The sequence below is a fragment of the Mycobacterium sp. genome (assembly GCF_036488105.1).
Lineage (GTDB): Bacteria > Actinomycetota > Actinomycetes > Mycobacteriales > Mycobacteriaceae > Mycobacterium.
This window is the reverse complement of the sequence record NZ_DASXHW010000383.1, coordinates 1-11,340: the sequence shown is the minus strand read 5'-3', so window position 1 is coordinate 11,340 and position 11,340 is coordinate 1. Positions and strand designations below refer to the sequence as shown.

Sequence of the window (11,340 nt, the reverse complement as noted above, 5' to 3'; positions counted from 1 at the left end):
CAGCCAGCCGGCGGCCTCGTCCAGCGACTTCCTGGCCCGTATCGCGCCCATGGCCATTGCCAGCCGGCGCCGCGACGGTTCGGCGAAATGCGCGCCGGTGGTCGCAACGCTGCCGAGGCCGAATCGTTTTGCGAGTATGGCTAATTCGGCGTTGACTTCGTCGTCACCCGGGCAGCCGTGATGGGTCAGCTCGATGCTCACCCGGTTAGAGCCGAACCGGTCTACCAGATCGGCCAACGCCGCCGAGGCCGCCTCCGGTCCACCGGTGGCCAGCGCGGAGCGGACGTGGCCTTTGCGGCAACCGGTCAAGATGTGCCAGTGCCCGCCCGCCGCGTCGGTGAGCGCATCGAAGTCGAAACGCAGCTTGCCTTTCTCACCGCCGGCCAGATGCGCCGCGGCCAACTGCCGCGACAATCGGCGATAGCCTTCCGGCCCGCGTGCCAACACCAGCAGATGCGGACCCGCCGGATCGGGATCGTCGGTCCGGGCGCCGGATCCCAACGACAATTCGGCGCCGAACACCGTACGCATGTCCAACTCCACCGCCGCTTCGGCGAAGCGCACCGCCCCGTAGAGGCCGTTGTGATCGGTCAGCGCGATGGCCCGCAGGCCGAGCCGGACCGCCTCCTCGACCAGTTCTTCCGGCGCGCTGGCTCCATCGAGAAAGCTGTACGCCGAATGCGCGTGCAACTCGGCATACGGAACAGACGAGCTGATCGGCGGGCCGTCGTCCGGCGGCTGGTAGGCCATCCGCTTGCGCGACCAGGGCGCCTCATCCGCCGGGGTCCACACGGTTGGCGTGCCGGAACGGCGGGGTTTACCAGAGAGCACCCGCTCCATTTCCGACCAGCCCGGCGGCCCGTTGCTCCAACCCACCGACCCAGTCTATCGAATGTATGTTCGAATATCTCGAAGTGTCTTGGCCGGTGCCCACATGAGTCTGCGACGTTCCTGGAAAGACCCTACTATTCGGCTAGCGCAACCAGCGGCGGCGGAATGCCGTCGTCTTCGGAGAGAAAAGGAATCTCAACATGAAGACGAGAGTGTTGATGGCCAAGGTCGGTGGTGCGGCGGCAGCCTTGGCCGCTGGTGTTATGTGGACCGCACCATCGGCCTCGGCTGGTAGCGACTTTTGCAATTCGCTTCCTCCCGCGCAAATTCATGATTGCAGCTGCGGCGCTGACAACGTCCCAGGTACTCCGGAATATCAGCAGTGCCTGCATGGAAATGCGGCTGCGCCCGGACCGGCCAGCTCACCGCCACCCGCGCCACCCGAGCCACCCACGCCACCCGCCTAATCCCTACCGCGCTTGGCTGGCCACCGGTGCGGGGAACCGCGATGGCGCGTTCCTAGCGGTCTAGCGGTCCACGTTTTCGCAAGGAGCTGACCAAATCGCGCGTAAGATCCCTATATGAGAACGACTTTCGTCGCTACATTCGCATTCGGGTTGATCCTCGCACTGTTCGGTCTGATCTGGGCGCTCCAGGGATTCGGAGTGCTCGGTGGTAGCCCGATGAGCAACACCACGACCTGGTCCATCAGTGGTCCGATCACGGCGCTGATTGGGATCGTGATTGCGGTTGTCAGCTGGCGCAAACTCTCGTCGAAATAGTTCGGCAATCCGCAGAATCAACCCATAACACTGTCAGCATCCGTAACGCAGATACTCGTCATCGACTGAAATATACTGCGCCAGAACACTCTTGGCGCGGCGTGAGAAAATGCTCAGAAATTCTCAGACAGCGGACTTGCTTCTACGCCTGTCGAATCGCGTGAACCACGTTGCCACACAACCGACGCCAGTTGTTTACAGGATTTAATATTGCCGCCACCTCTGACCACTGGTCACCGCCAATACTCGAACACAACCCAAGCGACGAAACGATGGTGATGGTTCGTGGACCAACTCAATACGCTCGATGCGGGTTTCCTCATGGCCGAGGATTCGGACCGCAACGTCAGTCTGGCGATCGGTGGAATCGCGATCATCGAGGGCTCCGCGCCCGACTATGAAAAGTTCAAAGGCGTTCTGGCAGAGCGTATTCAGGCAATCCCGCGCTGCACGCAGATACTGCGCACCCAGCCCTTGGACATCGGCGCTCCGCAATGGGTCGACGATCCGGGATTCGATCTCAACCGCCACGTGCGCCGAGTCGCGGTGCCGCGACCGGGCGATGACACCGAACTGTTCGGAGTTGTCGCCGACGTCCTGGAGCGCCGCCTGCACCGCGATCGCCCGCTCTGGGAATGCTGGGTCATCGAAGGCCTGAAGGGCAATCGGTGGGCGATGCTGATGAAGATTCACCACTGCATGGCCGACGGAATATCGGCCATCCGTATCCTCAGCCGACTGTGCGACGACATCGAGGGCGACCCGTTCGCCCGGCCCGTCGCGAAGCGGACCACCCGACGCCCACACCTGAAGCCGGTGCCCGATCACACGCCACGCAACAACCCGCTGAGCAACCTCTGGCGAACCGCGACCGGCATCACCGATGCAGCCACCCGGACGGTTGGCGGCACGGTCGACATCGCCACGAGTCTGCTGCGGCCGACACCCGGTTCGTCGCTGGTCGGACCCGTCACCGCGATGCGCCGTTACCGCGCCGTGCGAGTCCCGCTCGCCGACGTCGAGCAGGTCTGCCGGAAATTCGACGTGACCATCAACGACGTCGCGCTGGCGGCGATCACCGAGGGTTTTCGCTGTGTGTTGTGCCGCCGCGGCGAGGACCCGCGGCCGGACTCGCTACGCACCCTGGTGCCGGTGTCGGTGCGTTCACCCGACGCGCTCGACAAACCCGGCAACCGCCTTTCGATCATGCTGCCCTACCTGCCCGTCGAGGAGGGCGATCCGATCCAGCAGTTGCTCACCGTGCACAGCCGGCTGACCCGGACCAAGCAGGGCGGTCAGCGACAGGCGGGCAACATGGCGGTATCGGCGACGAGTTTTGTCCCGTTCATGTTTTCCTCGTGGTTGATTCGATTGCTCACGCGGCTGCCGCAGCGCGGCATCGTGACACTGGCCACCAACGTCCCGGGTCCGCACCGGCAGCTGGAGATGATGGGCCGCAAGGTCGCCCGCCTACTGCCGATTCCACCGATCGCGCTGCAGCTGCGTACCGGTGTCGCGATCCTGAGCTACGCCGACGACCTGGTGTTCGGTATCACCGCGGACTACGACGTCGGATCCGACGTCGACGAACTGGCCGACGGCATCAAGATCGCCGTCGCGCGCCTGGACGTGCTCACCCAGGATTCGCTTGTGCTGTTCGACCGGAAATCGGTCTGACGGTCACCGACTAACCTGACTACCGGCACCGCGACGACGTGCCGGGAAGGCAGGGCGGCCAATGTCGGTCATCATCGACCCGCGCCGCCTGGACGCGGTGCTGTTCGACCTCGGCGATCAGCCCGATGCCGCGGTCGAGGCGCGACTGCGCGACGCCGGCGTGCGCGTCGACAGACCCGGCGCCGCCGCTCTGGTCGAATCGGCCGAGCGGCTGGCCGTGCGGCCTGGCCGGTGCGCTGTCGTCGCATCTACCGAAGCGGGGCTGACGGCCGCGCGGGACGCCGGATTCGCTTTGGTGGTCGCGATCGACTCGACCGGAGCACTGGACAGCCGCGGCGCCGACGCCGTGGTCTCCGATGTGCGCGAGATCGGTGTCCGCAGCGGGGATCGCCGGATGTCCGAGCTGCCCGATGGTCTGCAGGCGCTGGACCTGACGACCGAACGACAGCCCGCGGTGTTCTACGACTTCGACGGCACGCTGTCCGAGATCGTGGAGGATCCTGACTCCGCCCGACTGGTCGACGGCGCTGCCGAGGCGTTGACATCGCTGAGCGCCGCATGCCCGGTGGCGATTCTGAGCGGACGAGACCTGGCCGACGTGCGCGCGCGGATCGGCCTGCCCGGGCTCTGGTATGCGGGCAGCCACGGCTTCGAGCTGACCGGACCCGACGGCACACACCACCAGAACCCCGAGGCGGCGGCAAGCATCCCGGTGCTGGCCGGGGCGGCCGCTGACTTGGCCGACCAGCTGGGGCACATTCCCGGTGTGGTGGTGGAGCACAAGCGATTCGGTGTCGCCGTGCATTACCGCAACGCCGCCCGTGACCGCGTCGGCGAGGTGGCCGCGGCGGTGCGAACCGCCGGGCAGCGAACTGCGCTTCGCGTCACGACGGGCCGTGAGGTCATCGAGCTACGTCCAAATATCGACTGGGACAAGGGAAAAACTCTGCGCTGGGTGCTCGATTACATCCGCGACAACGAACGAGCCGGCCCATTGCTGCCGATCTACCTCGGCGACGACATCACCGACGAGGACGCCTTTGATGCGGTCGACGACGACGGCATCGCGATCCTGGTACGACACAGCGACGACGGGGACCGCGCCACCGCCGCGCGCTACGCGCTGGAAGATCCCAGCCGGGTACGGGAATTCACCGAGCGGCTCGCCCGCCGGCTCGCGCACTGATCACAGGACCGCTTGCGACTGAATGGTTTTGGCGGCCAGCTTGCCGTCGTCGCCGCGAATCTCGGTTTCGACCACGATGACCCGCTTGCCGATGTGCAGCGGGTGGCTGTGCGCCTTGACGGTGCCGGAGCGGGTTGCACAACCTCGTTCGGGCCGGTGGTGTCGGTCACGTGTTCAGCCTCTCATTGCCTGCAGCGCCTCGGCGGTGTCCGCGTCGGCGGGATAGAACGACTCGATCGCCACCTCGGCGACGGTCACATCCAGCGGCGCGCCGACGACGGCGGTCATGCTGAAGAACGCCAACTCTTTTCCGTCGTGCCGCAGTCGCAACGGAACTGCGACGTCGGTGAGCTCGGGCCGCTCGGCCTCGCCGCCCGGGTAGGACGACAACTCGGCAAGCAGTTCGGCCAGCCGCGGGTCGCGGGTGGCCTGGACTTGGCGCTGCAGCCGTTCGAGGATATGTGCCCGCCACTCAGGCAGATTGGCGATGCGGGATGCCATGCCGTCTGGATGCAGTGAGACGCGCAACGCATTCACCGGCGGCGTGAGCAATGCGAGGTCACATCCGTCGGTGAGCACCGCGACGGCGGCGTTGCCGTCGAGCATTTCCCACCATCGGTTCACCACCAGTGCCGGATAGGGCTGGTGGCCGGAAAGGATCTGACGCAGCGCCACCCGCAGCCGCGCCAGTTCCGGTTCGTCGAGCGAGTGTTCGGGATAGGCGGGCGCGTAACCGCCGGCCAGCAGCAGCGCATTGCGCTCACGCAGCGGCACGTCGAGTTGCTCGCTGAGCCGCAGGATCATTCCCGAGGTCGGCTGCGACCGCCCCGTCTCCACGAAGCTCAGGTGCCGAGCCGAGATGTCGGCCTGAATCGACAAGTCGAGCTGGCTGATTCGGCGCCGCTCGCGCCATTCGCGCAGCAGTTGGCCGACTGCGGGCGTTGCCCGAGCGCTCCGGGCCAGGGTCGTCATCGTGCCGATGCTAGCCGCGCCGAATCACCGCCACGATTACCTGCCGGGTAATCGACAGCGCGCAGTGCCGCAATCCACGATCGGATTCCCATCCACCGAAAGGACAAACTCATGAACGATCTGGTCGACCGCTACCTTGCCTGCTGGAACGAGACCGACTCCGCCGTCCGACGGGATCTGATCACCAAGACCTGGGTCGCCGACGCCAGCTACATCGATCCGCTGGTCAATGCCCAGGGGCACGACGCGATCGACGCCGCTGGTGATCGGCTCCGATGTCGCGTCCGTCAACGCCGATGGACGGCTGGCCCGGGTCGTCGGCTTCCTCGACAAGGTGCCGAGCGGCGCTATCACGAGCGATTGATGATCGCTTTTATGATTTCGCTTGTGCCACCATAGATTTCAGCTGTCTTTGTCGTCGCCCTTGTCGTCGTCCGACTTCTTGTCGTCGTCCTTGTTGCGTTTCTCGTCGCCGTCGTTTTTGTCTTCGCCGGTTGCCAGTTCCAGCGTTGCCCAATGACTCGGCGAGACGAAGACGGTCCAATCGCCGTCATCGCGGCCCATTTTCACGACCCCGTTGTCGACTTCCCATTTGGTGCTGTCGTCGTAGTCTGTCGATTGCCCGTCGCTGTAGGTGAGTTTGAATGCCATGACGCAGGCTGCCACGTTGGCGGCCCGATTAAACCTCGGTGTACTCCACCGCGCCGTCCTCGAGCACCAGCCGTGCATCGCTGCCGTCCGGACCGGACGCCTCGGTGCGGAAAACCGCTTTGCCGGGTGCGGTGCGCCAGATCAGCGTCGTCAGCGTCTCGCCGGGAAAGACAGGTTTGGTGAACCGCGCGTCGATCGCCGTGATGGCGTTGGCGTTGCCGTTGCCGAGTTCGGCGACCAGTGCGCGACCGGAGAACCCGTAGGTGCACAGCCCGTGCATGATCGGCTTGGGGAAGCCGGCCAGTTCCTTGGCGAACCAGGGGTCGCTGTGCAGCGGGTTCCGGTCGCCGGAAAGCCGGTAGATCAGCGGCTGATCTTCGCGGGTGGGCAGGGCCACCCGGGCGTCGGGCTCGCGGTCGGGAACCTCCGGTGCGACCGGCCGCTCGCCCGGCTCTCCCCCGAAGCCGCCCTCGCCGCGGATCACCAGCGTGGTCAGCGTCTCGGCGATCAATGCCCCGGTGTCGGGATCGCTGCCTCGGCCGCGCAGCATGATGATCGCGTTCTTGCCCTCGCCCTTGTCCTGAATGTCGGTCACCTCGGTGACCACCGACAACTTCCCCGCGGCCGGCAGCGGCGCGTGCAACCGGATTCCCTGCGAGCCGTGCAAGAGCATGGCCCAGTTGAACGATCCGACCTTGCCGGCCGCGCCGAAGGCCGGGCAGCAGATCACCGCGTACGTCGGCAGTACCTGCTGGTCGATGTCATGGCTGTTTTCGGTGGTGAACGACAAGTCGTCGAGCCCGGCGCCGACGCCGAGCGCGTACAGCAAGGTGTCGCGGTCGGTCCACTCGAACAGCTGGGGTTCGGTGGTCGCGCCGACGGCTTTCGGGTCGATCGCCATGACGGTCTCCTCTTCGGTCAGGTCACGCCATTCCATCACTCGTCGATGCGGTGGGCGAAGTGCCCCCGCATCCGCGATTTTCTCCAGCCAACCCTGGCAAACGCATCACGCCGAGGCCCTCGGCAGGGCAGGCTATTCACATGCGCAATCGCACTCGCACCGTCATTTGGAAGGCTGCTGCCGCACTTGCCGCCGTTGTCACCGTCGGCGCCTGCTCGGGGTCGCCGCAGGCACGCAGCATCACGTTGACCTTCATCCGGCACGCCGAGTCGCAGAGCAACGCCCAGCAAATCATCAACACCGACATCCCCGGACCGAGTCTGAGCGAGCAAGGCGAAGGCCAGGCCGAACAGCTCGCGCATCAGCTCTCCCGCAACAACTTCGATGCCATCTACGCCTCGGACATGGTGCGCACCCAGCAGACCGCCGCGCCGCTGGCCCACGCGCTGGGCAAGAGCGTCGAGATCCTGCCCGGTCTGCGCGAAATCGAGGCGGGCCGCTACAACAACACGACCGCGAAGAGGAAGGACCTGACCTACCTGGTCGCCCCGGCGGACTGGCTCAACGGCGACCTGAAGGACGCCATCCCGGGGTCAGTCAGCGGTGAACAATTTAATGACCGGTTCACCGCCGCCGTCCAGAAGATCTACGACAGCGGCAAAAACAAGCCGGCGGCATTCTCGCACGCCGAGTCGATCATGTACTGGACGTTGATGAACGTGAAGAACCCGAAGGACAGCCTGGCCACCAGCCACCCGCTGCCGAACCTCGGCCGCGTGGTCATCACTGGCAGCCCGGCGCTGGGCTGGACGTTGCTCGACTGGGACGGTATTCGCGACTTCAGTTACTGACCGAAGTGCGCACGGCCTAGCGGTACGGTACTGGACAGTACTGCCCCGACGGCCCTATGGTTAGCGCTGTGACCGGGACTGTCCAGCACAGCGCGGCGTGTTCACCGTGGTCACCACGGGAAACCGAGTTGCTCGCCGTGACGTTGCAGCTGCTGCAAGAACACGGCTATGACCGCCTGACCGTGGACGCCGTCGCGGCCGCCGCGCGTGCCAGCAAGGCCACCGTGTACCGGCGCTGGCCGTCGAAGGCCGAACTGGTTTTGGCGGCATTTATCGAAGGCTGCCGCCAGATCGCCGTCCACCCAAAGACCGGCACGCTGCGCGGCGATCTGCTGCAGCTGGGACACGTGATCAGCCGCCAGACATCCGAGCAGGCCGGCACCATCCGCGCCGTGCTTGTCGAGATATCACGCCACCCCGCGCTTCGTGATGCCATGCAACACGAGTTCCTGGATCAACGGAAAGCGCTGATGCAGGACGTCTTAGGCGACGCGGTCCGCCGTGGTGAAATCGACGCTGCCGCGATCAGCGACGAACTCTGGGACCTGCTGCCCGGCTACCTGATCTTCCGGTCGATCATGCCCAACCGGCCACTCACCGAGAACACGGTGGAAGCCCTGGTCGACGAGGTTATCATCCCGAGCCTCACCCGACACCGAAAGGCCAACGGGTGAAAGGGATTTCGCTTAGCGATGTAATCCGACGACGGTGGATGATCCTGGTCACCGTAGCGGTGGTGGCGCTGGCCGGGTTCGCCGTCGACCGACTGCACGATGCGTTCGACCCGAACAAGAACGCGACGCACGGGAGTGGGATCTCTGACGAGATCGTTCCATTCAGCCCCAAGCAGGTCATCTACGAAGTGTTCGGCACTCCGGGGTCCACCGCGACGATCAACTACCAGGACGTCCACGCCGCGCCGCAACGAGTCGACAACATCCCGTTGCCCTGGTCCTACACGATCACGACTACCGATCCCGCAGTCATCGCCAACGTGGTTGCCCAAGGCAACGGCAATTCATTGGGCTGCCGCATCACCGTCAACGGCGTCGTCAAAGACGAAAGGACCGTCAACGAATTGAGCGCCTACACCTTCTGCCTGGACAAGTCCGGATGAGCAATCACAGCAGTCGCCGTCCCGTCGTCGCGCACACCATTCACCGCTTGGCGGTGCCCATCCTGTTGTTCTGGTTGGCGCTGGCGGCCGTGCCGAATATCCTTGTGCCGCAACTGGAAGAGGTCGGCAGGCTGCACAATGTCGGCCTGAGCTCCCCCGAGGCGCCGTCGTATCAGGCGTTCAAACACATCGGCAAGGTCTTCCACGAGTTCGACACCGACAGTTCGGCGATGATCGTTCTGGAAGGCGACAAGCCGCTGGGCGCCGACGCCCACAATTTCTACGACGCGATGGTTCACAAGCTGGAGCAGGACAAGAAGCACGTACAGCACATCCAAGACTTCTGGGGAGACACGCTGACGGCGGCGGGATCCCAGAGCAGCGATGGGAAGGCCGCCTACGTTCAGCTCTTTCTCAACGGGGCCCAGGGCGAGGCGTTGTCGAACGAGTCCGTCGACGCGGTCCGCGCCACCATCGACCACATGCAGCCACCGCCGGGCGTCAAGGCCTACCTCACCGGTGCCGCCCCGCTGATCGCCGACCAATTCACCGAAGGCAGTAAGGGAACCAACAAAGTCACCGCGCTCACCGTCGGCGTGATCGCCGTAATGCTGTTCTTCGTCTACCGATCCTTTCCCACCACGCTCCTGGTCTTGGCGACCGTCCTGATCGAGATGGCCGCGGCGCGCGGATTCGTTGCCTTCCTGGGCAATGTCGGGATTCTGGGACTGTCGACATATGCGACCAATCTGCTGACCTTGCTGGTGATCGCCGCCGGAACGGACTACGCGATATTTTTCGTCGGGCGCTATCACGAGGCGCGGGCCGCGGGCGCAGAACGGGAAGACGCCTTCTACACCATGTATCGCGGCACGTCGCACGTTGTCTTGGGCTCGGGTCTGACGGTGGCCAGCGCGGTCGCGTGCCTCAGTTTCACCCGGCTGCCCTACTTTCATAGCCTGGGCCTGCCCGCGGCGATCGGAATCCTGGTGGCCCTGGCGGCCTCGCTCACGCTGGGCCCGGCCATCCTGGCGATCGCCAGCCATTTCGGACTCTTCGACCCCAAGCGAGTGCTGCAGACCCGCGGCTGGCGTCGCATCGGCACCGCCATTGTCCGTTGGCCCGCACCGATTCTCGTCGTTTCGATCGCCATCGCCCTGATCGGTTTGCTGGCGCTGCCCGGCTACAAGACGAGCTACGACACCCGGCCCTACATCCCCGGCTATGCGGCAGCCAACGTCGGATACACCGCTGCCGAGCGACACTTCTCCCGCGCCCGGTTGGAGCCCGAACTGTTGATGATCGAGGCCGACCACGACTTGCGGAATCCGGCCGACATGCTGGTGCTGGACAAGGTGGCCAAGGGCGTCGTGCACATACCCGGCGTCGCTCAGGTGCAGTCCATCACCCGGCCATTAGGGGCCCCACTCGACCACAGCTCGATCGCATTTCAGATCAGCCAGCAAAGCGTCGGCCAGGTTCAGAACCTCAAGTACCAAATGGACCGCGCGCAGGACTTGCTGAGGCAATCCGCCGAGCTGACAAAAACGATCGGCATCCTGCATCAGCAATATGCCCTGCAACAGCAGCTCGCCGGTGCCACCCACGACGAGACGCAGAAGTTCCACGAAACCCTGGCGATCATTTCCGAGGTGCGAGACAAGCTCGCGAATTTCGACGACTTCTTCCGGCCACTGCACAGTTACTTCTACTGGGAAAAGCATTGCTACGACATCCCGGTGTGCTTCGCCTTACGCAATACCTTTGAGGCACTGGACAGCATCGACCAGCTCACCGAGAAATTCGAAGACCTCGTTACCAGCCTGGACAAGCTCGACTCGATCCAGCCGCAGCTGGTGGGGCTGATCCCACCCCAGATCGCCAGTCAGGAGATCAACCAGGAACTGGTGTTGAAGAACTTCGCCACCAACTCCGGTATCGCCAATCAGTCGGCCACGGCGAATGACAATCCGGCCGCACTGGGGCAAGCCTTCGACAAAGCCAAGAACGACGATCTGTTCTACTTGCCGCCGGAAGTCTTCAGCAACCCCGACTTCAAACGTGGCCTGAAATTGTTTCTTTCACCCGACGGCAAAGCCGCTCGGATGATCATCACCCACGAAGGCGACCCGGCGGAGCCCGCGGCCATCTCCCACGTCGAACCGATCAAGCTTGCCGCCCACGAAGCGGTAAAGAACACCCCATTGGCGGGCGCCAGCTTCTATCTCGGCGGCACCGCGTCGACCTTCAAAGACATCGGGGACATGGAGAGTTACGACTTGCTGATCGTGACCATCGCCTCACTGAGCCTGATCTTGCTGATCATGATGCTGATCACCCGCAGCCTGGTCGCCGCCATCGTGATCGTCGGT

General features: G+C 64.5%; 12 protein-coding genes. 8 read left to right on the top strand and 4 right to left on the bottom strand.

Going from position 1 to position 11,340, the window contains the following annotated elements:
* On the bottom strand, positions 1–876 hold an 876-nt coding region (locus VGH54_RS20245; RefSeq protein WP_331513866.1), incomplete at its 3' end, for a PHP domain-containing protein.
* A 536-nt stretch (positions 877–1,412) separates the two neighbouring features.
* On the opposite strand from VGH54_RS20245, the gene VGH54_RS20240 reads away from it, so the two are divergent.
* The 3 genes from VGH54_RS20240 to otsB all read left to right on the top strand — a co-directional run bounded on the left by VGH54_RS20240 (position 1,413) and on the right by otsB (position 4,476).
* Positions 1,413–1,613, top strand: a complete 201-nt coding sequence (locus VGH54_RS20240) for a hypothetical protein (protein ID WP_331513865.1) — start codon at positions 1,413–1,415, stop codon at positions 1,611–1,613.
* A 285-nt stretch (positions 1,614–1,898) separates the two neighbouring features.
* Positions 1,899–3,290 carry a wax ester/triacylglycerol synthase family O-acyltransferase gene (locus tag VGH54_RS20235; RefSeq protein WP_331513864.1) on the top strand — a complete coding sequence of 464 codons (1,392 nt, stop codon included), beginning with the start codon at positions 1,899–1,901 and terminating at the stop codon, positions 3,288–3,290.
* 61 nt (positions 3,291–3,351) lie between these two features.
* Positions 3,352–4,476, top strand: a complete 1,125-nt coding sequence (gene otsB, locus VGH54_RS20230; RefSeq protein WP_331513863.1) for a trehalose-phosphatase — start codon at positions 3,352–3,354, stop codon at positions 4,474–4,476.
* 174 nt (positions 4,477–4,650) lie between these two features.
* Here otsB and VGH54_RS20225 read toward each other — a convergent pair whose 3' ends face one another.
* Complete coding sequence (locus VGH54_RS20225) at positions 4,651–5,448, bottom strand: helix-turn-helix transcriptional regulator (RefSeq protein ID WP_331513862.1); 798 nt, start codon at positions 5,446–5,448, stop codon at positions 4,651–4,653.
* Positions 5,449–5,559: 111 nt separating this feature from the next.
* Here VGH54_RS20225 and VGH54_RS20220 point away from each other — a divergent pair, with 111 nt between their 5' ends.
* Positions 5,560–5,847, top strand: coding sequence for a hypothetical protein (locus VGH54_RS20220; protein WP_331513861.1), 288 nt, complete (start codon positions 5,560–5,562; stop codon positions 5,845–5,847).
* A gap of 3 nt (positions 5,848–5,850) precedes the next feature.
* On the opposite strand, the gene VGH54_RS20215 is transcribed toward VGH54_RS20220, so the two are convergent.
* Positions 5,851–6,099, bottom strand: a complete 249-nt coding sequence (locus VGH54_RS20215) for a hypothetical protein (protein ID WP_331513859.1) — start codon at positions 6,097–6,099, stop codon at positions 5,851–5,853.
* 28 nt (positions 6,100–6,127) lie between these two features.
* Positions 6,128–7,000 carry a MaoC/PaaZ C-terminal domain-containing protein gene (locus tag VGH54_RS20210; protein ID WP_331513867.1) on the bottom strand — a complete coding sequence of 291 codons (873 nt, stop codon included), beginning with the start codon at positions 6,998–7,000 and terminating at the stop codon, positions 6,128–6,130.
* 140 nt (positions 7,001–7,140) lie between these two features.
* On the opposite strand from VGH54_RS20210, the gene VGH54_RS20205 reads away from it, so the two are divergent.
* From VGH54_RS20205 to VGH54_RS20190, 4 genes are all read left to right on the top strand, one after another.
* Complete coding sequence (locus VGH54_RS20205) at positions 7,141–7,851, top strand: histidine phosphatase family protein (RefSeq protein WP_331513858.1); 711 nt, start codon at positions 7,141–7,143, stop codon at positions 7,849–7,851.
* A gap of 56 nt (positions 7,852–7,907) precedes the next feature.
* Entirely contained in the window at positions 7,908–8,525 is a 618-nt protein-coding gene (locus VGH54_RS20200) for a TetR/AcrR family transcriptional regulator (RefSeq protein ID WP_414688756.1), read from the top strand.
* 38 nt (positions 8,526–8,563) lie between these two features.
* Complete coding sequence (locus tag VGH54_RS20195; RefSeq protein ID WP_414688755.1) at positions 8,564–8,968, top strand: MmpS family transport accessory protein; 405 nt, start codon at positions 8,564–8,566, stop codon at positions 8,966–8,968.
* On the top strand, positions 8,965–11,340 hold a 2,376-nt coding region (locus VGH54_RS20190; RefSeq protein ID WP_331513855.1), incomplete at its 3' end, for an MMPL family transporter. The genes VGH54_RS20195 and VGH54_RS20190, both read left to right, overlap by 4 nt.

Excerpts from the sequence above, each read along its gene's own strand:
- VGH54_RS20225 (WP_331513862.1), bottom strand. The coding sequence starts at position 5,448 with ATGACGACCCTGGCCCGGAGCGCTCGGGCAACGCCCGCAGTCGGCCAA.
- VGH54_RS20215 (WP_331513859.1), bottom strand. The coding sequence starts at position 6,099 with ATGGCATTCAAACTCACCTACAGCGACGGGCAATCGACAGACTACGAC.
- otsB (WP_331513863.1), top strand. The coding sequence starts at position 3,352 with ATGTCGGTCATCATCGACCCGCGCCGCCTGGACGCGGTGCTGTTCGAC.
- VGH54_RS20210 (WP_331513867.1), bottom strand. The coding sequence starts at position 7,000 with ATGGCGATCGACCCGAAAGCCGTCGGCGCGACCACCGAACCCCAGCTG.
- VGH54_RS20220 (WP_331513861.1), top strand. The coding sequence starts at position 5,560 with ATGAACGATCTGGTCGACCGCTACCTTGCCTGCTGGAACGAGACCGAC.
- VGH54_RS20200 (WP_414688756.1), top strand. The coding sequence starts at position 7,908 with ATGGTTAGCGCTGTGACCGGGACTGTCCAGCACAGCGCGGCGTGTTCA.
- VGH54_RS20240 (WP_331513865.1), top strand. The coding sequence starts at position 1,413 with ATGAGAACGACTTTCGTCGCTACATTCGCATTCGGGTTGATCCTCGCA.
- VGH54_RS20195 (WP_414688755.1), top strand. The coding sequence starts at position 8,564 with ATGATCCTGGTCACCGTAGCGGTGGTGGCGCTGGCCGGGTTCGCCGTC.
- VGH54_RS20205 (WP_331513858.1), top strand. The coding sequence starts at position 7,141 with ATGCGCAATCGCACTCGCACCGTCATTTGGAAGGCTGCTGCCGCACTT.